The organism is Bernardetia sp. (genome assembly GCF_020630935.1).
In the GTDB taxonomy this organism is placed as follows: Bacteria; Bacteroidota; Bacteroidia; order Cytophagales; family Bernardetiaceae; genus Bernardetia.
The window spans coordinates 1-20,900 of record NZ_JAHDIG010000064.1 but is presented as its reverse complement, the minus strand read 5'-3'; the positions used below and the strand labels follow the sequence as shown (position 1 = coordinate 20,900).

Annotated in this window: 15 protein-coding genes and 1 pseudogene; 6 read left to right on the top strand and 10 right to left on the bottom strand. The window is 34.0% G+C overall.

The genetic code is table 11. From position 1 onward, the window contains the following. Window positions 1-78: 78 nt before the first annotated feature. On the top strand, window positions 79-672 hold the full coding sequence (locus QZ659_RS16025) for a hypothetical protein (protein ID WP_291727283.1): 594 nt from the start codon (window positions 79-81) through the stop codon (window positions 670-672). Window positions 673-687: 15 nt separating this feature from the next. On the opposite strand, the gene upp is transcribed toward QZ659_RS16025, so the two are convergent. Beyond that, window positions 688-1,374, bottom strand: a complete 687-nt coding sequence (upp, locus tag QZ659_RS16020) for a uracil phosphoribosyltransferase (RefSeq protein ID WP_291727281.1) — start codon at window positions 1,372-1,374, stop codon at window positions 688-690. Between the two features lie 160 nt (window positions 1,375-1,534). Here upp and QZ659_RS16015 point away from each other — a divergent pair, with 160 nt between their 5' ends. Beyond that, a complete protein-coding gene (locus QZ659_RS16015) occupies window positions 1,535-1,753 on the top strand; it encodes a PspC domain-containing protein (RefSeq protein WP_291727279.1) in 219 nt (72 codons plus the stop codon). A 575-nt stretch (window positions 1,754-2,328) separates the two neighbouring features. Then, window positions 2,329-3,603, top strand: coding sequence for a S8 family serine peptidase (locus QZ659_RS16010; protein ID WP_291727277.1), 1,275 nt, complete (start codon window positions 2,329-2,331; stop codon window positions 3,601-3,603). A gap of 90 nt (window positions 3,604-3,693) precedes the next feature. Here QZ659_RS16010 and QZ659_RS16005 read toward each other — a convergent pair whose 3' ends face one another. From QZ659_RS16005 to QZ659_RS15965, 9 genes and pseudogenes are all read right to left on the bottom strand, one after another. Next, complete coding sequence (locus QZ659_RS16005; protein ID WP_291727276.1) at window positions 3,694-4,656, bottom strand: hypothetical protein; 963 nt, start codon at window positions 4,654-4,656, stop codon at window positions 3,694-3,696. 83 nt (window positions 4,657-4,739) lie between these two features. Then, window positions 4,740-5,852, bottom strand: a complete 1,113-nt coding sequence (locus tag QZ659_RS16000; RefSeq protein ID WP_291727274.1) for an FG-GAP repeat domain-containing protein — start codon at window positions 5,850-5,852, stop codon at window positions 4,740-4,742. Window positions 5,853-5,937: 85 nt separating this feature from the next. After that, window positions 5,938-7,413: pseudogene (gene proS, locus QZ659_RS15995) on the bottom strand (proline--tRNA ligase). A gap of 182 nt (window positions 7,414-7,595) precedes the next feature. Beyond that, window positions 7,596-8,012 (bottom strand): acyl-CoA thioesterase, encoded by a 417-nt coding sequence (locus tag QZ659_RS15990; protein WP_366935871.1) that lies wholly within the window; start codon window positions 8,010-8,012, stop codon window positions 7,596-7,598. A gap of 57 nt (window positions 8,013-8,069) precedes the next feature. Then, on the bottom strand, window positions 8,070-8,813 hold the full coding sequence (locus tag QZ659_RS15985) for a hypothetical protein (RefSeq protein WP_291727272.1): 744 nt from the start codon (window positions 8,811-8,813) through the stop codon (window positions 8,070-8,072). A 106-nt stretch (window positions 8,814-8,919) separates the two neighbouring features. Further along, window positions 8,920-10,587 (bottom strand): M28 family metallopeptidase, encoded by a 1,668-nt coding sequence (locus tag QZ659_RS15980; protein ID WP_291727269.1) that lies wholly within the window; start codon window positions 10,585-10,587, stop codon window positions 8,920-8,922. A gap of 251 nt (window positions 10,588-10,838) precedes the next feature. After that, a complete protein-coding gene (locus QZ659_RS15975; protein ID WP_291727267.1) occupies window positions 10,839-13,397 on the bottom strand; it encodes a PIG-L family deacetylase in 2,559 nt (852 codons plus the stop codon). Window positions 13,398-13,494: 97 nt separating this feature from the next. After that, window positions 13,495-14,256 (bottom strand): hypothetical protein, encoded by a 762-nt coding sequence (locus QZ659_RS15970; protein WP_291727265.1) that lies wholly within the window; start codon window positions 14,254-14,256, stop codon window positions 13,495-13,497. 79 nt (window positions 14,257-14,335) lie between these two features. Continuing rightward, entirely contained in the window at window positions 14,336-15,292 is a 957-nt protein-coding gene (locus tag QZ659_RS15965; protein WP_291727263.1) for a hypothetical protein, read from the bottom strand. Between the two features lie 191 nt (window positions 15,293-15,483). Here QZ659_RS15965 and uvrA point away from each other — a divergent pair, with 191 nt between their 5' ends. From uvrA to QZ659_RS15950, 3 genes are all read left to right on the top strand, one after another. Further along, window positions 15,484-18,393 carry an excinuclease ABC subunit UvrA gene (gene uvrA, locus QZ659_RS15960; RefSeq protein ID WP_291727261.1) on the top strand — a complete coding sequence of 970 codons (2,910 nt, stop codon included), beginning with the start codon at window positions 15,484-15,486 and terminating at the stop codon, window positions 18,391-18,393. Between the two features lie 614 nt (window positions 18,394-19,007). Next, window positions 19,008-20,363: a DUF349 domain-containing protein gene (locus QZ659_RS15955; RefSeq protein ID WP_291727259.1), complete on the top strand. Its 1,356-nt coding sequence runs from the start codon at window positions 19,008-19,010 to the stop codon at window positions 20,361-20,363. Between the two features lie 40 nt (window positions 20,364-20,403). Beyond that, a partial coding sequence (locus tag QZ659_RS15950) for an NADH-quinone oxidoreductase subunit B (RefSeq protein WP_291727258.1) occupies window positions 20,404-20,900 on the top strand: 497 nt, incomplete at its 3' end.

Genomic DNA, 20,900 nt, shown 5'->3' with positions numbered 1-20,900 from the left:
AGCAACGTTTTTCCAATTTTTAACGTATTAAAACAAAAACAAACCTATTCTAATCTCTATCATTTATATTTTTCAATTATGTTTAATCTACTAACTGTCAGACTTTTTTTTGTGCTGTTTGCCTTTGCAGCAGTTACTTCTGTACAGGCTCGTACGTGTCAAGTAGGTTCTGATACTAACGAGACAGCTTCTTATCAAGCCACGACACAAAACTATCCACAAACTACATCCACAGAAATTGATACTGTGGCTCTAATAGATGAGCTTATTTCACCTCACTGGGTATTTCATAGCCGTACTGCTGACGATTGGCTTACATATTACCCAGATGCAAAAATTGAACGCACTCCTATTAAAAATTTTCATAACCAAGAAAAAACAGATACTGTAATAGAAGTCAGAACAGAAAAAACACATTTGCGTTTCTATCGTGCTGATAAAAAAGACCTTCTATTAGAGGCAAACGTTAGTTTTGAACCTTTATCCATAGGCAAAGGGCTTTCTATGGGAATGAACAAAGGCGATTTTATGCGACAATTTTCAGAAACAGAAGAAGGTATGGGACAAAATGTTGTTGTAGTTGTGATGGATGAGGAAGAAACAAATTATTACTTCTTTACCTTCGAACAAAACATCTTGGTAGCCGTACATTATGAAGGTATAGTAGATTAGATAGGTCTTAATCTATTATACTTTTTCTCCAAATGATAAATCGCCAGCATCTCCCAAACCTGGAACGATATACGATTTTTTATCCAATTCATCATCGATATCTCCTATCCATAGATTTGCATGAGGAAGTGCTTCATTTACATTTTTCACGCCTTCTTTACTTGCAATAACGGCAGCAATATGCAGTTCTTTTGGCATTCCTTTTTGTTTTGAAAGTTCTTGATAAGTCTTGACAAGCGATTTTCCTGTGGCAAGCATAGGGTCTATCAAAATAACTGTTTTACCTTCCAAGTTTGGACAAGCTGTATAGAGTAAATCTATATCAAAATCGTATTGATTGAGTTTGTTCTGTAAATCTTGTTTGTATTCTCCTCTATATGCTCCCACAAAACCACTATCCGACTGCTCAAAAAATTCTGCAAAACCTTCATAAAGTGGCAAACCTGCACGCAAAATTGGAATCAAGACAGGAAACTCTTCTAATTTTTTTGTATCCTTATTTCCTAAAGCTGTTTCAAGAGTAAAGTCTTGATAACTAAGCTCTTTAGAAATTTCATACGCCAACAAATATCCTATTTTTTTTAAATTTTGTCGAAAATTACCTTTATGAGCTTGTAGAGTGGTGTCTCTCAAGTTATTCATAAAATAATGAGCAATGGAAGAATTACTGGTAAGGCTGAAAATTACCTTCGATGGATTCATAGAATAGAAATGATTTTGTTTGTTTCAATTTTTGAAAAAAGAGTTTAGAGACGTTCTAACAAACAATTTTTGTTAAATTGCACTTATAATTTTAAAGTTAGATAATAAATAAGGAAAATGATAAGATAATTTTACTCAACTGCTTAAAACTTATAAGATAATGCAAAAACTACTTTATTTTTTTGAAAAAAATGCGTTTGGTGTCTGTGCAAAGATAGGAGAACGCTTCGGAATTTCATCAGAAAGTATTCGTCTCTCTTTTATTTATGTTTCCTTTATTACTTTCGGCTCACCTATTTTCCTCTACTTGGTGCTTGCTTTTTGGATAAAAATGAAAGCACATTTAAGAAGATACAGACAAATTGTTAGAGGTTTATAAACTTTCTCTGATAAATTTGCCAAAGATAATATAAGTACATAAAACAAGCATTTGCACTAATTTTAACAAAAAAATGGAATTTTAGCTAAATAGGATTTTTTAAAGCTCAAACGATATATTAAAATAACATATTTCCATCCAAATTTTTCTCAACAAAATAGGAATAGGCTTCAAGCAGCTCTAAACCTATTTTTTTTAACTTTAAACAAAAATAGTTAACTTAATTAACAATAAAAGTGTTTCACTTTTCTAATTTAGAGTTTCTAGCAAAAAAATATTTTATTTTATTTCAATGAATCAAGGAAAAATTAAAAATTTCACATATATTAAAAAAAACAAAATAAAATTTTATCAAAAATATTATAATCAAAATATTAATCTGAAAAATCAAAAACAATCAAAACACTACAAACATAACTAATATAACAAAACGCATACTTTAGACTACTGAAATAATGCAATAGTTGTAAAAACCTTATGTAAGTTTTGGAATTGTCATTCAGAATTATCTACTTGCAAATGTTTTAGACGCAAAACATAACACAAGTCTAATCCCCTTTACAACTAATATTATTATGTTAAAATTAACTTCAAACAAATTTCTCCTCGGTCTTAGCCTTGCAGGAGCATTAGCATTAACTAGCTGTGAACACGATATTGAACAAGCAGCAGCAAATGCAGAATTAGGACAAAATAACTTAGAACTAGACAAAGGTTCTGAAGAGTTTATCCAAAATCAGTTTATTGTAGTACTCAAAGAGGGTACTTTTGCACAACAACTGGGCAAAGTAAGTGTAGCTCCTGTTTCTGACAGAGCAACCAATTTAAAAAATTATGAATCAAAGCAAGCAAGTTTGAAAGAAGCTATAACAAATATGGTAGCAGAGTTTGGTGTAGAATCAAATGCTATTGAGTTTGTATATGGAGATGCTCTTTTGGGCTTTGCAGGAACATTTACAGATAAGCAAATCAAAGCTATTGGTACTGATGCTCGTGTAGATTATGTTGAGCAAGACCAAGTTATGCGTATTTCAGATGGTTTTGCTGGCGATGATAATGATGGCGAGGTTATTTACAAAACAGAAGCACAAAGCACTCCTTGGGGAATTTCTCGTGTAGGATATGGAAACTATGAAGGTGGTTATCAGTGGGCTTGGGTTATCGACTCTGGTGTTGATGGCAATCACTCTGACTTGAATGTAGATACTCAGTATAGCCGTTCATTTGTAAGTGGATATTCTGGTACACAAGATGGTAATGGACACGGAACGCACGTAGCGGGTACGATTGCAGCTAAAGACAACAATATTGGTGTTGTTGGTGTAGCAGCAGGAGCAACAGTAGTTTCTTGTCGTGTATTTGCTGGACGCAGTGGTTCTAACTCAGCAGTTATTTCGGCAGTTGATTATGTAAGAGCAAATGCTTACTCTGGTGATGTTGCTAATATGAGTCTTGGTGGAGGACGTTCTTCTACTTTAGATAACGCAGTAAAAAATGCAGCTAATGCAGGTGTTTATATGGCTGTTGCAGCAGGAAATGAGGCACAAAATGCAAACAATGTTTCTCCAGCTCGTGCCAATGGAAATCGCATTCTTACAGTTTCTGCAATGGATGTTAATAGTCGTTATGCTAGTTTTTCTAACTATGCTAACCCACCTATTGATGTTTGTGCGCCAGGTGTAAATATTCAATCTACTTGGACTGGTGGTGGCTACCGTTCTATCAGTGGTACTTCAATGGCAACTCCTCACGTAGCAGGCATCTTGCTTATCAATGGAGGTCAAGTTTACACACAAGGTAATGTTCTTAACGACCCAGATGGAAACGCTGACCCAATCGCTAAGAAGTAATTTATAAATATAATCAAGGCAACTTGATAGAATAAATAAAAGTAAAAACCTATTTCTTCATTGAAATAGGTTTTTATTCTTTTATGAGGTTTATAGAAATAAAAAGCCTCTCACACGAGCTCCAACTAGCCAAACAGTAGAAGCAACAGGTCTTGGACTAGATAAATCATCAAAAAAATGTTCTCTTGCTATGAATGCCTCTGCACTTGCTTTTGCTCCTTTAAAATCAAATCCAGTCTCTGTTCTATAATTGAATTTGAAGTTCTTTCCTCCAGCTTCTTTTACTTTGTTTGAAAAAATAGCTGTATTTGCCCACGAACGGTTATAAAAACCCCAAATGTTTTTATTTCCCTTACTCAATTTTATATCGATTCTTCCCCCTAATAATATCATTCCACTCATAAAATCCCAACTTTGTTCTTCTGTAAAACGAGGAAAACGGGAATCATCAGAAATAGTATAGTATTCTGCTCGTCCCCAAAGGTTGGTTGTAACAGAAGGAGATAAGTTTATTTTATCTGTCGTGATTTCTATATGAGGTCCATTTAGAATAGCGACTCTTGATGTGGGCTGATAACCTATTCTTGAAGTGGTGTCGTTGGGAGGGGAATCACTGTCTATTTCGTGCCTTGACTTATGCGTAAAACCAACATTCCACGTAAAGTTTTTCTTCTTATTGAAATATGCAAAACTCTCTTGCAAAATTATACCACGAGGATTGAAGGCTATATTATTGTAAATATTAGCACTGACTTCGATAGATGAAAAAAGTACAAACGAATGAAGTCCAATCTCATTTTTTTTACTTTTCCAACGTACAATATCAAACATTCCACAAACTTGTGCATTCCAACCTTGCGAATTTTCTGTCGATTGAAAGCCACGAGAATTATGTGCTGCAAAATTAGTAGCTGCAAAATAGGTTCTTTCAGTAGAGCTTGTTCCAGTAGTATCTAAAAAAGGAGAGGCTTGAAAATTTCGCATTACATGTGCTTGTGAGAAAGCAAGGAATGGCAATGCTAAGAAATACAAAAGAAGTAGTTGCTTTTTCATGATTTTTTTGAATTAGAAAATAAAAAGCCTAAAAATCTTTTATGGATTCTTAGGTTTAACATTGTATATTAAATTTCTGTGTTTTATTTTTTTCGTGTTCTATAATATAAATTCCACGCTTGAGAGTTCGATTCTACAATATCTAAAAGTCCATCATTGTTCAAATCTCCAATTACAATATTGTAAGTATCATCTTTATTCTCTTCATTGAGTATTATTTCTTCAAAGTTATTATTTGATTTACCCAAATAAACATAATTTGCCTCTTCCGAATTTCCTTCAATAATGTCCAAATTTCCATCACCATCTAAATCTGCCACTTTGATAGAGGAAGTCATGTGATTTTTACTAATCACTAAAGAATCACTAAATTTCATATCTTTATTTCCCCAATAAATAAGATTTTCAGTTTCCAAATTTCCTGTAACTATATCTAAAAAACCATCTTTGTTAATGTCAGCAATAGCAATAGAACGAGTTTCTTCACTTTGCTTTCCAAACTTCAAAACTTTGGAAAAAGATTGTTTTTCATCATTCAAATAGATTTTATTTTCTCCTTGTCTTTCTGCTGTTATCAAATCTAAAAAACCATCATTGTTTATATCAATAATTTGAGTTTGAATGGTTTGGTCTGTCTCCTCTCCAAAATAAATTACCTTTTCAAAATTACCATTTCCATCATTTAGGCAAATTTCATTTTTTGCTTTTCTATTAGAAATAATCAAATCTATATCTCCATCATTGTCTATATCAGCAATTTCTAAATTTCTTGAAGGGGCGATGCTACCAAATGAAACTCCTTTGTCAAAAAAATTATCTTTTGAACCAAAATAGAGTTTATTTTCAATATTATCATTTACAACAGCAATGTCTATAAAACCATCCTTATTAAAATCAGCAGCCTTTATGGCATAACTTGCATCCAAAAACCTTCCAACAGGCTGTGCTAACTTAAAGCTTCCTTTTCCATTATTATAATAAATATAATTTTGCTCTGCCCAATGTCTTCCATTAGCAACTAAAGCATCTAAATCTCCGTCGTTATCAATATCCAAGAGTGTTATTGATGCTGTTCTGTTAGATTGCGTTCCAATAGAAAAAAAACCATCAGCATTAAAGAACGAAATATCTTGAGCAAAACAATTAAAGCTCATTAGAAATAGAAGAGAAGTAAAAATTAGACTGGCTATTTTCATGAAGCAATAGAAATTATTTTTAGAGGAATTGATAATAAATTGAAAAAACCGATAAAACAATGGTATTTTATCGGTTTTTGTAGTCTTAATATGCTCTAGCAAATAAAACTCGCTCCTTAGAAGGTTTTCCTGTCAAGATACATTTTCCATCTTCTTGTGGGTTATTTAAAGGAACACAGCGAATAGTTGCCTTTGTTTTTTCTTTGATTTGCTCTTCTGTCTCGGCACTGCCATCCCAGTGAGCAGCTACAAAACCACCTGCATCAAGTGCTTTTTCAAATTCTTCCCACGTATCTACATACGTTGTATTTGAAGTACGGAACATCAAGGCTTTGTCGTAGATATTTTGTTGGATTTCCTTTAAAAGTGCTTCTATTTTTTCTCCTGCACCTTCCAACTGCCAAGACATTTTTTCTTTTGTATCTCTACGAGCAACTTCTATCGTGCCATTTTCCACATCACGCATTCCGATAGCCAAACGAACAGGAACACCTTTAAGCTCCCACTCTGCAAACTTAAACCCTGGACGGAAAGAATCTCTATCATCTAATTTTAAAGAAATATTTGCAGCCTTCAAATCATGCATCAATGGAATTAATGCTCTTTTTATTTCAGCTAAATCTTCCTCTTTTTTATAAATTGGAACAATCACTACTTGAATAGGCGCAAGTTTTGGAGGCAATACCAAACCTTCGTCGTCGGAATGAGCCATAATTAAAGCTCCCATAAGGCGAGTAGAGACTCCCCACGAAGTTCCCCAAACATAATCTAGCTTGTTATCTTTGGCTGCAAACTTTACATCAAAGGCTTTAGCAAAATTTTGCCCCAAGAAATGCGAAGTTCCCGCTTGAAGTGCTTTTCCATCTTGCATTAGAGCTTCAATACAATAGGTTTCTTCTGCTCCAGCAAAGCGTTCAGATTCAGTTTTAAGCCCTTTTATTACTGGAAGTGCCATGTGTTCCTCCACAAAATCAGCATATACATTTACCATTTTTTCAGTTTCCTCAATGGCTTCTTGTTTGGTAGCATGTGCTGTGTGTCCTTCTTGCCATAAAAATTCGGCAGTTCTAAGGAACAGACGAGTACGCATTTCCCAACGCACCACATTTGCCCACTGATTGACTAAAATAGGTAAATCTCTATACGATTGAATCCAATTTTTATATGTATTCCAAATAACTGCTTCACTTGTCGGACGAACGACTAATTCCTCTTCCAGTTTTGCTTCTGGGTCAACGATGAGTTTACCCTCTTTATTAGGGTCATTTTTCAGACGATAATGCGTAACAACAGCACATTCTTTGGCAAAACCTTCTGCATTTTTCTCTTCGGCTTCAAACAAACTTTTGGGAACAAATAAAGGAAAATAAGCATTGCTATGTCCTGTTTCTTTAAATTTATCATCTTAGATACGTTGCATTTTTTCCCAGATAGCAAAACCATAGGGCTTTATGACCATACAACCACGCACGGCTGAATGTTCTGCTAAATCTGCTTGTTTTACGAGTTCGTTGTACCACGCCGAATAATCTTCCTTGCGTGTTGGTAATCCTTTTGCCATAAGAAAAAGTAACATAAAATATTTTAATTGGTTTGTTTTTTATTCAATCCACAAATTTAAAATTTTTAACTTTAAAATAATACCCTTTTTTGATAGAATACTTTCGAACCTCATTTTATAAATAAAAATTCCCTCAAAGACTTTAATTTTTTGAGGGAATCAGTTATTTGTTTTTTTTTCATCTAATCTGCCAATTCTATGGCAAGCATTTCTCTGATTTCTTCTGTTGTGGCAATAGCTCGTTGTGTTTTTCCATCAAATAAAACAAAAGTTACAGTAGCATCGCAAACTACTTTTTCTGTTCCTTCCAAATAAATAATTTGTTTGAACGTACTTGTTTTAGCTCCCACTTCGGCAAGCGAATCTAGCTTACTCTTTATAACCAATGTATGTCCAACAGAAGCAGGATAGCGATAATTGATATTTACATTGACTACCACAAACATTATATTTTTCTTTTGAAGCATTTTAAGAACATCGCTTTCTTCGAAAAAAGCCCATCTTGCCTCTTCAAAAAACTCTAAATAGCGAGCATTATTTACGTGTTGATAACCATCTAAATGATAACCTCTAACTTTTATCTTAGTTTCTTTTGTCATTTTGAATGAATTTTGAAATAAAATTTGAATATTTTTTTTCTGTTTGTGTGTTTTATTTTAATCTACCAACTCATACCTTTTTTCTTTTATAAAAGCATTATCTGACGTTTTAGATACTAATATCATCCTATCTCCTGTAAACTCTGTTATGGTAAAGGTTTCTGCAAAGGAAGCTACTCCAAATGTAATAGTATTATTCTCTTTGTTATAGCTCCATATATTTGAATCTACTGGCTTTTCTGGAAAAGGACAAACATCAGACTGAAGTCTTTCTAATTGACCGTTACGTTCCTCTTTTGCTCTTTCAGGGCGACGAATAAAATCGTAGTAAAGTTGATTAGAACAATTAGGTACATATTGATTTCCATTGAGAATATCAGCCGTTTGTTGCCAGCGTTTTTTATTTTTTCCTGTTAGAGCAACTTCAAAAGGTTTATTGATTGTAATTGTCGTGATATTGACACCTTGCAAAAGAGGCAGATTTATAACTGTATTGGTGTACCAATTTGAGAGTTCGTCTTTCTCTATGTTTACATAATAATCAAAAATATCTGGGTCTAAAGCTACTCTAACAATGCCTTGCTCATCTGTATAAAATGGCTCAAGCAGAGTTTCTCCTTCTAAAGTTAGTGCTGATTCTGTAAGATAAAACTCTACTTTAGCATTAGGAACAGGCTCTCCCAATGTATCCACAACATACAATTCTAAAGAACGAACAGGCTCTATAATTCCTTCTCTACAAGAAGAGAAAAAGAAACAAATAGCAATAAACACTAAAATAGCTTTATATATACTTTTCATAGTTTGGTTTTCTGACAGTTTTCTTAAAAAATAATCGCACAAAATTATAAAATAATCTATACACTTTTTGGGATTAGTTCTTATAAAAAAACTCAAAATATTATTTTCACTCTTGAAAAATGTCTTTTTTTATTGTTCTAGTAGTTTTTTCTTGACTTGCCAACTGCCAAACGGTGTGAAAAATAAGTTTTGTAACCTTTTCCACTCTTTTAAAATCTATTTTTTCTGGAATATCGCTCGCTTTGTGATAATCTTTGTGGTCTGGACTAGTGTAAAAAATAACTGGTACATTATATTTAGCAAAACTGTATTGGTCAGAGCGATAAAAAAATTCCTCTGGGTCTGATTTAGAATTGTACCTATAATCTAAATTTAGCTGTGTAAAAGTTTGATTTGCTAATTCGTTTGTTTGATGCAAAACAGGAGAGTTCCAATCTGACCCTACAATGCTGATATAATCATTATTTGGGTATTTAGTTTTTGGAAGATATTCTCTTCCAATCATATCAATATTCAGATTGGCTACTACATTTGAAATCGGAAATACTGGAGAAATATCAGCATAGTAGGAAGAACCCAACATTCCCATTTCTTCGGCTGTGGTGGCTAAGAATAAAATACTTCTTTTGGGAACGACTCCATCTTTTTTTGCTAAAGCAAATGTTTTTGCAAGTTCTAATAAGGACGAAACCCCCGAAGCATTGTCGTCTGCTCCCATAAAAATAGTTTTTTTACCATCTTTATTTATTACCCCTAAATGGTCGTAATGAGCAGAAATAATAATTACTTCCTCTTTTTTATCAGAGCCTTCTATAAAACCAATTATATTTTCAGTAGTAAAACTTACTACATTTTCTTTTTCTACCTTTATAGAAATACTAACATAAGGCAAATTAGAGGGAATCTCTTTCTCTTTGAATTGCTTTGCCATTTTTTCTAATTCAGTTTCAGTATAATCAAATAAACTGGCTGCTGTTTGCATAGAAAGAAAATGAACATCTATACTTTTCTCTGTTTTGAGTGTATAAATTTCTTGATTTAGGTATTTACTTTTCTTTAATCTTTTGGCATTGTATTTAAAATTATCTGAATTAGTCAGAATAAAAAAAATAGATTTTGCTCCCATTTTTTGTGCTAAAAGAATCTGTAATTCCGTTTTTTCATTCCAATCTTGATTAGAATAAAAAATCTCTTCTCTGTTGTCTGTATCTAAAAATAAGGCTACTCCTCGTCCACTAATTTGCTCATTTAGTAAAATAGAATATCCTGTCAAGACAACATTTAATTCATTTTCATTGTGAAGATAGGTATATGGATTAGCTAAAAAATCTGTTTTGTGATAATACTTTTCTCCATCATCTCTTGATGTTATTGTAACCTCTTTAATTTCACTTTTTTCTACTTGAAATTCTTGTAAGTAACGTTTGCTTCCCTCTTTTGGAACTGATGGTTCTAGGTGGTTTTTTATAAAAAAATCTTGAATATAAGAACCAGCCATCTTTTGCCCTCTTTCTCCTACTTTTCTACCTTCAAAACTCTCTGAAGCTAATAACTCTATATGGTTTTTTAAATTTATTGCCTGTATATTTTTAGCATAATATTTTTGTGTACTCTCTTGAACGATAGAAATTCTTAAAGAATCTTGAAGGTTATTTGTTGCCTGATTTTGGTCTTTAGTATCTGATTTTTGAGAAACACAATTTGTAAGAAAAAATGAAAGAGAGAAAACAATAAGATTAAAAAATAAAGAAGATATTGAAGAAAAAATATTCATAAGTTAAGGATAAAATAATTTCGATAGAAATTATACTTTATTTTAAAAAATAGGAGACTGAAGTCTATCAAAGATAGATGATTATTTAGATAGATAAAATAACAAAGAAATGCCCTTTCTGTTAGGTGTAATAATTTTTTATTGATTTACTACTTAGCAAAACATTGAAAGTGCATAAAAAAGTCAGAAGTCGTGATAAAAAACTTCTGACTTTCAAAATTAGAAAATGACACAAAATTAAAGATATATTTCTATTTATTCTCCTCTAAAGAAATCAGATTGACAAGCAAGCGATAAGCTCCTGTTACGCCTTCTGGAAGCTGTCTGAACCAAGAAATACCTGTATAAACAAAATTTCCTTTTCCGTATTTAGCTATCAAAAGACTACCTTTTTGTGGTTCTTCTCCTGTGTCGTGGCTACTGATTGGAGCTTCGAAATGCTCATCCCATTCATCAGCAAAATATAGCCCTCGTTCTTGTGTCCAACCTTCAAAATCAAACGGAGTAATTTTATTTGGTGTATTCAAAACAGGGTGGTTGGGAAGTTCGAAAACCACTGGCGCATTTTCTTCTGTTACTCTTGCTCTTGAAATTTGGAAGGGATATACTCCAATATTTTCAGCTTTTAAGCTATGAGAAGTATTGTACTGTACGATAAAATTCCCTCCATTTTCTACGTATTTGTGTAGTTTGGGTAGATAAATTGCCAAATCCTCTTCAATATTGAAGGCTCTAATACCTGTCAAGACAGCATCGTAAACGGATAAATCTGTTGTACCCAAATCTTTTGCTTCAATTAAATCTACTTTGTAGCCAATTTGTTCTAAAGCCTTCGGAACATAATCTCCAGCTCCTACAATATAACCAATACGCTCTCCTTTTTTCTCAATTTCGGCACGCATCAGTCGCACTTTTGCATTTGGAAACATTGCTTGATAAGGAATGTGGTCGTACTCTATTTTTTCCATAGATTTGGCTAACTGAATCTTCCTTTCATCATCATACTTTAATTCTACTAAAAACTCATTATTCTGATTTTTTGTAGGAGGAGTTACCTCTACTTCAATGATTTTGCTTTCGCCCTTTTTAGAAAATGAAAAATCTGCTACGGCAGGCTGTGGTGTAAAATAAATCTGACGAGCTTCTACAGCTTCTGCGCTTTCTTTGGCAGAAATGATATTTATCTTTCCACTTACAGAATTATCGGTATGAGAAATAAGCTCTAATTTTACTTTTTTAGGCTCATTGTCAGCAAAAATCATCACATCGTCTAAAAAGCGTGCTGTTACTTTAGGAACAACCAATAAAGGCGCATATTTTTCTCCTTTTACTGGGTCGGTGTATTTGTGCTGAATGGGTAGAAAAAGTCCAAAGTTTATTTTTTCGTCTATGCCTAAGTCAATATGGAAGAAGGTTTTTATTTCAGCTTCATTCATTGGATTTCCTATTATTTTTTGCTCTTCTACTGAGTACATTCCTGTGGTACTTTTATCATTAAGCCAATAAGGGTTAGAAACATTATTCGTACGAATAGCAATTTTCTTTTTTCTACTAAAAACTTGATTTTTCTCTAAAGAAATAAGCGTATCAGTAAAAATCTCTAGGCTTTCCTCTCCAGCAGAAATATCATACAAATTGAAAGAAAGAGGAGTATCTAATCTTTTCACGATATTTATCTCAACAGTAACAGAATCTCCATCAGTAGCTGTCGATTGATTAGTAACTGACTCTACAAAAAGTCCACTTGCTGTATAAAGCAATTGCTTTAAATCCTTTTCTGCTCTTTCAATGATAGGACTTTTTTCTAATTTACGAACACGATTATACGCTTTTGCAATAGTTGTATAAGACTTCTGAGGTTCTGCTGGGTTGTATTCTTTTTTTAATTGTTTTATCAACTCAATAAATTCTTTACTTCCTTTTATTTGTGTCCAATCTGTTGTAACTCCTTCTAATGGGTCATTTTTTGGCAAATCTCCTTTCAAAATCTGTAAGTGTTCCGTCATTTCGCCTCTGCTTCCAGCACTTCCAAATCCTTGACTTTTATGCTGTGAACGGCTCTGTGCTGCAATTTCGTTATATGATTTTCCCAAAACAGGGTCGTAGCCACCAATTTCAATTTTCATTGTACTGTCCTTACTCATTTCCATTCCATTTCTTCTGAAAAACCATTCTGAAGTATTCCAAAAAATACGTTTTGTTTGCCACGTTTGTACATACTGCAACTGTTCTGGAAATTTATTTTTATCGGCTGCTGCATCAAAGGCTTCTAGTGCTATTTGAGCCGAAGCCGTATGGTGTCCGTGCGTTCCTCCAAGTGTAGGCGAAAAACGAGTAACAATAATATCTGGTCTGAATTTACGAATTGCCCAAACGGCATCAGCCAATACTTTTTCTTTATCCCAAATCGTAAAGGTTTCTTCTGGCGTTTTTGAGTAACCAAAATCATTGGCACGAGAAAAAAACTGTTCGCCTCCATCAATGCTTCTAGCTGCCAAAAGCTCGTTGGTTCTGATGATTCCTAAACCTTCTCTCACTTGTTCGCCTATCAAATTTTGTCCTCCATCTCCACGAGTAAGGGACAAGTAAGCTGTTCGATAGCCTTTATCTTGAGCAAAATACGTCAAGAGACGTGTATTTTCATCGTCTGGGTGGGCTGCAATGTAAAGTACACTTCCTGTATTTTGTAGTTGTTCTATCTTTTTGATAGCTTGGTCTGCTGAAAGAGGGCTAATTTGCGCTGTTGCAGACAAATAAAAGTTAAATACAAAAAACAGTAGTATAAGTATAGAGAAAGTAATCTTCTTCATATATTTCTGTGTTGAGTTTGAAACAAAGGTTTATACAAAGAAAGTGAGTTTTGAAGAAAGACTATCTCTAAATACTTTAATTTAAGATTGTTTAAAGTTAATTTTTCTCCAAAATAGCCAAATATTCCACCAAACGGCGTTTTGCAATGGGAAGAATAGAGTTTTCTAAAGAACAAACTACACCAGCATTCATCAAAAATGTAGCAGGGTTAGGAAGGTTACGATTGCTTCTAACAAGTTCTATTTTGAGATTTTCATAGGTCTGAAAAGAGCTTTTAGTCAGCGTATCTATATGCTGTAAGTTTATTCCTCGCAGTGTTTCGTTGTTTTCTGCTGTATGAAATAATGTTATTTGGTATTTATAAATATAGACAAGACTTGCCAAACTAAGCCTTACTTTAGCATCTGTTACCAAAAACAAATACCCTTCTCTAAAATAAATAGGCGTTATTCCGATAGGAACAATCTCTAAACTTTGATTTATCCAGTTATAAATCTGTTTGCCTTCGCTCACACTCTCGTTAATTCTTGGCAATGCAAAATCGACTACGCTTTCTATTTCTTGCATCATCTCATCATCTTTCAATATAGATGTATAAGTCAGCTTTAGTTTTTTGATGTCTGCTTCAGAGAGTTTTTTAGGAAATTTATCTGATAAAAACTGCTTATTTTCCTTTATTTGGACGAGATTATTGTAATGAAAAAGCAGTTCCGACAATGCAGGGTATAATTTGACTTCATCAAATTGCTTTTTAGTGTGTTGTAAATACGCTAAGAGAAGATATTTCTTATATTCAAAATCGATAAGACCTTGGGTAATCCAGTCTGGAGACAAATTTTTTGATTTGCTATTTTCCATATTTATCCATTAATTATTTCAACTAACAAATAATTTAGCAAATATTATTCTAAAATTAAAGAATTATAAAGAAATAAAATTACCATCCTGTATGAAATAGATTGGTCGCTCCTTTTAACCCACAGTTATGGATTTTATGGTACATTGCACCTATTTTTTTACGTATAGATGCTCCATCTTCCAACATTGCCCAAGCATCAATAACAGCTTCCATTCCGTAGGCTTCTGGGGCAAGTAAATTTGTGGTGGTCAGTAAAGGATAAGCTCTAGCTACATTCAAGTGCCTTTTGAAAAAGTCGTGAGAAGAACAAGCAATCGAAACAGCATCACGCATACGATTGTCTTGATTGATAAACAAGGCAGCATATGAATCCATTAGCCCATTGTGTCCATTGAATGCTATGAGGTCAGCTTCTCCAAAGGCTTTAACCTTTGTGTTGTCTTCTAGTTGTAAAGTCTGTTTCTTTTTTCCTGCCAAAGACGCAAAATAATTCGTCAGACACTCGTGCATTTTATCTCCACGATAGGCATCTGCTACTAGGAAAACAGTTGCTCCATTCGGATATTTTTTCTTAAAAATTACTCTTTCCAATACAAGAGAATCTATATCTAACTCACTACTCAATAGTTGCCATTCTTTTAATCTTTTGAAATGAGTTTTGATGCCATACCCTGCGCCCCAATACAGATTGGTTCTCAAATTCATTCCATCCCCTAGAGATGTATTGACAGGAACAATGCCTTGATTTTCGTTATCACAAAGAGGAACAAATATGTGTACAAACAAAGGCTCATTGTTTTTTATCTTGTTTTCCAAAACTCTTACTATACTGTCTCTGCCATATTCAACGTAAGGTGGAATTTTGTTTGTGTTTACTTTTTCAAATTCATTTTGGGTAAACTCTGTTGTGTCAATACTTTTTGTCTTTACAGAATCATTTTTTACTTCTTCTAAAGATTTTTGTTTTTGTGCGTTGCAGGAAGTAAGACTAAAGAAAAGTAGGAAAATCAAGTAAAGCAAGAAGTGTTTTTTCATAGTTGTAGTAGTTGAAAGTGATAGTACTTGCTATGATAACGAATTTTTTAGGATGAGAAATATAGATTTGAAAATGAAATTTTAGCACTATCATAATTATATAAGCAAACTTTGCTAAAATTCTAACCAAAAAGCTATAAATTCGTTACCTTTGTTTGATTGTTCGATACCCTAAAATATAGATTCAAAAAATGGCATCAGCTACTCCTAAAAAGCAAACGAAAAAAAAGACTCCTTCTAAAAAAATAACTGTTGTAGATTCTATTCACTCTAATGGAAATCATCCCAACACGACAGATTTTATAGAAATTTTTGGTGCAAGAGAACACAATCTCAAAGACATCGATATTTCTTTTCCTCGTGAGCAACTTATCGTCATCACAGGGATTAGTGGAAGTGGAAAGTCGTCGCTTGCCTTTGATACCATTTATGCCGAAGGACAGCGTCGTTATATGGAGAGTTTTTCAGCCTATGCACGTTCATTTTTGGGGAATTTGGAACGTCCAGATGTAGATAAAATCAACGGACTTAGTCCAGTTATCAGTATCGAACAAAAAACAACTTCCAAAAACCCTCGCTCAACTGTAGGAACAACGACAGAAATCTACGATTTTATGCGACTTCTGTTTGCTCGTGCTGGCATTGCCTACTCTTACAATACAGGGGAGCGCATGATTCGCCAAACTGAAGAGCAGATTTTAGAAATTATCTATGAAGATTATAATGATAAAAAATTGGTGTTGCTTGCGCCAGTTGTAAAGGGTCGTAAAGGACATTACAGAGAACTTTTTGTGCAGCTTCGTAAGAGTGGCTATACAAAAGTTAGAGTAGATGGGGAGATAATGGATTTAGTGCCAAAAATGCAAACAGACCGTTACAAAACGCACGATATTGAGGTAGTGATTGATAGAATTGTTGTTTCTAAAGACGACGAAAAACGCATTATGGCATCGCTCAAAACGGCGTTAAAAGTTGGAAATGGGATTATGATGGTACAAGAACATGGAAAATCAGAAGCTCGTTTTTTCTCTCGTTTTCTGATGTGTCCTACTACTGGAATTGCCTACGATGAACCTGCACCTAATCTGTTTTCCTTCAATTCGCCTTACGGAATGTGCCAAACATGTAATGGATTAGGAAAAATTGAACAACTGACGGAAGAAAATCTGATTCCCAACCCAGAACTTAGTATTAGCAGAGGAGCAATTGCACCACTTGGAGAATATCGTGATACATATTTTTTTAAAAAATTGGCTGCTTTTATGAAAAGCCAAAAAGTAAATATTACAACAAACTGGAAAGATATTGATAAAAAAATACAGGAAAAAATCCTTCATGGCTCAAAAGAAATTGTGAAGGTAAAATCCAAATCTTCTGACAGAACATGGAATAGCGAATTTGAGGGTGTCATCGAATATTTAGAAAAATATCAACTTGATGGAGGAAGCTCAAAGCAGCAAGCCAACTTGCGTGATTATCTGACGGTTACTGTTTGTCCAGACTGTGAGGGAGCGAGACTAAAAAAAGAATCTTTGTATTTCAAGATTGATGAGAAAAACATATCAGAATTAGCCCAAAAAGATATTAATGAGCTAGGGGAGTTTTTTAAAGATATTGAAAGCCGTTTGGAAGACCGACAAAATATCATTGCTGCCGAAATTTTGAAAGAAATTCGTAAAAGAATTGGCTTTTTGTTGGACGTTGGTTTGGATTATCTTACCCTTGACCGACCTGTAAAAACCCTTTCTGGTGGAGAGGCACAACGTATTCGTTTGGCAACTCAAATCGGAACACAATTGGTTGGAGTGTTGTATATTTTGGATGAGCCAAGTATTGGACTTCATTCAAGAGACAATGTAAAACTGATAAAAGCCTTGCAAGATTTGCGTGATTTGGGAAATACAGTCATCGTAGTAGAACATGATAAAGATATGATGCTCGCTGCTGATTACCTCATCGATATAGGACCAGGGGCAGGAAGGCACGGAGGAAAAGTAGTAGAGGCAGGTAAACCAGTCGACTTTCTGAAAGGAAAAAGCACCACAGCCAAATATTTGAATAATCAAAAACAAATTGAAGTTCCGAAAGAGCGTAGAAAAGGCACAGGAAAAGAGCTTATTTTAAAAGGTGCAAAAGGAAATAACCTCAAAAACGTAACAGCTCACTTTCCACTAGGTAAGCTAATTTGTGTTACAGGCGTTTCAGGTTCTGGTAAATCTACGCTCATTCACGATACGCTTTATCCAATCTTAAACAAACATATTTATAGAGGAGTCAAAACACCTTTAGATTACAAGGAAATTGAAGGACTGAAAAATATTGATAAAGTTATTGAAGTCGACCAGTCGCCTATTGGACGTACTCCACGCTCCAACCCTGCCACCTATACAGGTGTTTTTACAGATATTCGTGCTTTGTTTACACAACTTCCAGAGGCAAAAGTGAGAGGCTACAAACCAGGGCGTTTTTCATTTAATGTAAAAGGAGGACGCTGCGAAGAGTGCGAAGGAGCAGGACGTAAACTTATCGAAATGGATTTCTTACCAGATGTTCATGTAGAATGTCCGACCTGTAAGGGAAAACGTTATAACCGAGAAACTTTAGAAATTCGTTTCAAAGGAAAATCTATTTCTGATGTATTGGATATGAGTGTGGAAGAGGCATCAGAGTTTTTTTCTAATCAGCCTAATATTTTACGAAAAATCAAAACCTTGAATGATGTTGGTTTGGGTTATATTACTCTTGGGCAACATGCCACAACACTTTCTGGAGGAGAAGCACAGCGTGTAAAACTCTCTAGCGAACTTTCCAAAAAAGACACAGGCAAAACATTTTATATCCTTGACGAACCTACTACGGGACTTCATTTTCAAGATGTACAGTTTTTATTGGATGTTCTCAACAAACTGGTAGGAAAAGGAAATACAGTTTTAGTCATTGAACATAATTTAGACGTAATTAAAGTTGCCGATTGGATTATTGATTTAGGCTTGGAAGGTGGCGCAGGTGGAGGACAAATTTTAGTGGAAGGCACTCCAGAAAAAGTAGCTAAAAACAAGAAAAGCTATACAGCTAAGTTTTTGAGAGAAGAATTGAAGTAAGAGCTTCTTTAAAATGATTTCAATTCATAACATGATAAAAACAGGCTATTCAAGAAATTTGGATAGCCTGTTTTTACAAGTATAATTATAGAGCAACAAAATATTTTACAATATTGAATCTAAACTCAAATAAACATCATCATATCGATTTTATTTTTACAAAAAGTAGTGATTTGTAATTTCAATTTCTATAAAAAAAACTGTATCTTTATTTTAAACGATTTAGAAATAATTCTATTTCGCTGTATGATAAAGTTTATCACAGTTTTTTACGGTTCTGACTATCAATGATTTGCTAAAAATCAAATCGTACTTATTTCTTCATAGCTATAAAGAAATGAACTTTACAAAAGTAATCGTGATAAGGTTTATTATATGAATTTTACCAAAATAATTCATTTCTTTCTCAACAAAACAACTATTTATCAAGTTAAACCAGCATATTTTTAAAAAGTAAAATAGGTTTTTATAAAACTTGTAACAACAAATAAAATTAGGCTTTTTTATTGCTCTATTTTTTTTACCATTTAGTTATTGCTAAAGTCAATGCGTTTTTAAGCCTAGATTTAGATAAAACTAGGTTTATTTTAATCACTCAAAAATCACTACAAACAATGTCCACGACAAATTCGGCCAACTCAACTACCAATCACGAATCACACAATGCAACATCAAATCCTTACGGCTACATTAAAGATGATAATGTTTATTTGAAAGGCTACAACGACAGCCCTGACCGTAAAATAGGTGTTGTTAAGGAAAGTCCAGAGGCAAGCATTGCCTATTTTGAAGACCGTTATCAGAAATTATTAGAAAAAGTAGAAGAAGTAGCAGAAGCTATCGAAGAATCTCAAAACAAAGGTTCTTATCTAATGAAACTGGTGCATATTAGAGAATCTTTAGAAACTTACAATGCTATCGGCGATTATCCAGCCGTAGAGCAACGTATTTTAGACCTAGAACAAGGAATTGAAGACTATATTGCAGAAAATAGAGTAAAAAACACAGAGATAAAAACAGCTCTGCTAGAAGAAGCTCAAAAACTCAAAGATAGCGACGACTGGGAGGAAGTCTCAGAGTATCTCAAAGACCTTAAAATGCGTTGGATACGCACAGGAAGTGTAGGAGAAGAAGATGAAGAAATGTCGGAGGAATTTGACAGATGTTTAGATGTTTTCTTTGAACGCAGAAAAGCCTTTTTTGATAATGAACGTATTGTAAATGACGAACGTATTTTGAAATACAGACGCATTAGCAACAAAATCAGAAAGATGAATTATCAGAAAGAGAAAACTCCTGAAATGCGCCAAGAGGTAATTGACTTGCAAAAGCAGTGGAAAGATGTAGGTGTAATCCCTAAATGGAAGTACCTCAAACTATACAGAAATTATAAAAGAGAAGTAGATTTATTTTTTGGAAATGAGCCAAGCAGTGATAACAATTATCGCCAAGAGCCTCCTATTCCGACGACTCCAGAAGGAATCTTGGAACTCAAACGTAAGCTAACCGAGGAAGTAGAAGAAATTGCAAATAAGTTTGAAAATGTACATTTGAATAATGTAAAAACAAAGCAAGTTCAATGGAAAAAAATGGGAATTATCAAAAATAATGATGAAGACCGTCTGCTCAATAATCGTTTTCACGCTGCTTGTAGTGAAATCTTTACACACGTATTTCTAGAAAATGATGCAAAACAAAACTACGAAGGCTACGAAAATAAAACTGGCTTCGAACAATTAAAGCTCAAAATCAAGCTAATCAAAGATAGCATTAGAGAAGAAGAGCCAAATCTTCAAGAAATTGCAAAAAATATCCCTCAAGATAGTTATGGCAGACCTATGTTTGATAGAAATAATCCAGACCATGCGCCTGTTCGTTCAAAATATATGAACTTGCTAAACGTGATTCGAACAAAGAAAAGATTAGCTAAAAAATTCCAAAATCAACTCAATAGTAGTTACAATTTTTAAACAAGCTGTTGTTGGTGTCTCACCAATAACTAACAAAATCATGAATATCCCAACTACCACTAGACTTTCTCACTCTAAAAAAACAGGACAAGGAGGTTTAGTGGTTACTTCTTTAGAAAACCTTATACAGTGGGCTAGACTTTCTTCACTTTGGCCTATGACTTTTGGTTTGGCTTGTTGTGCCTTTGAAATGATGGGGGCATACTCGCCACATTATGACTTAGACCGTTTTGGCGTTTTTCCTCGTGCTTCTCCTCGTCAGTCAGATGTAATGATTGTGGCTGGAACTGTTACCTTTAAGATGGCTGACCGAATTAAAAGACTTTACGAACAAATGGCAGAACCTCGCTATGTTATTTCTATGGGAAGCTGTTCCAACTGTGGAGGTCCTTACTGGGAACATGGCTATCATGTTGTAAAAGGTGTAGATAGAATTATTCCTGTAGATGTATATGTGGCAGGATGTCCTCCACGTCCAGAAGCCCTCATTGGAGGAATTTTGAAATTACAGGAAAAAATACGCTCACAAGCTCCTGC

Excerpts from the sequence above, each read along its gene's own strand:
- QZ659_RS16025 (WP_291727283.1), top strand. The coding sequence starts at position 79 with ATGTTTAATCTACTAACTGTCAGACTTTTTTTTGTGCTGTTTGCCTTT.
- upp (WP_291727281.1), bottom strand. The coding sequence starts at position 1,374 with ATGAATCCATCGAAGGTAATTTTCAGCCTTACCAGTAATTCTTCCATT.
- QZ659_RS16015 (WP_291727279.1), top strand. The coding sequence starts at position 1,535 with ATGCAAAAACTACTTTATTTTTTTGAAAAAAATGCGTTTGGTGTCTGT.
- QZ659_RS16010 (WP_291727277.1), top strand. The coding sequence starts at position 2,329 with ATGTTAAAATTAACTTCAAACAAATTTCTCCTCGGTCTTAGCCTTGCA.
- QZ659_RS16005 (WP_291727276.1), bottom strand. The coding sequence starts at position 4,656 with ATGAAAAAGCAACTACTTCTTTTGTATTTCTTAGCATTGCCATTCCTT.
- QZ659_RS16000 (WP_291727274.1), bottom strand. The coding sequence starts at position 5,852 with ATGAAAATAGCCAGTCTAATTTTTACTTCTCTTCTATTTCTAATGAGC.
- QZ659_RS15990 (WP_366935871.1), bottom strand. The coding sequence starts at position 8,012 with ATGACAAAAGAAACTAAGATAAAAGTTAGAGGTTATCATTTAGATGGT.
- QZ659_RS15985 (WP_291727272.1), bottom strand. The coding sequence starts at position 8,813 with ATGAAAAGTATATATAAAGCTATTTTAGTGTTTATTGCTATTTGTTTC.
- QZ659_RS15980 (WP_291727269.1), bottom strand. The coding sequence starts at position 10,587 with ATGAATATTTTTTCTTCAATATCTTCTTTATTTTTTAATCTTATTGTT.
- QZ659_RS15975 (WP_291727267.1), bottom strand. The coding sequence starts at position 13,397 with ATGAAGAAGATTACTTTCTCTATACTTATACTACTGTTTTTTGTATTT.
- QZ659_RS15970 (WP_291727265.1), bottom strand. The coding sequence starts at position 14,256 with ATGGAAAATAGCAAATCAAAAAATTTGTCTCCAGACTGGATTACCCAA.
- QZ659_RS15965 (WP_291727263.1), bottom strand. The coding sequence starts at position 15,292 with ATGAAAAAACACTTCTTGCTTTACTTGATTTTCCTACTTTTCTTTAGT.
- uvrA (WP_291727261.1), top strand. The coding sequence starts at position 15,484 with ATGGCATCAGCTACTCCTAAAAAGCAAACGAAAAAAAAGACTCCTTCT.
- QZ659_RS15955 (WP_291727259.1), top strand. The coding sequence starts at position 19,008 with ATGTCCACGACAAATTCGGCCAACTCAACTACCAATCACGAATCACAC.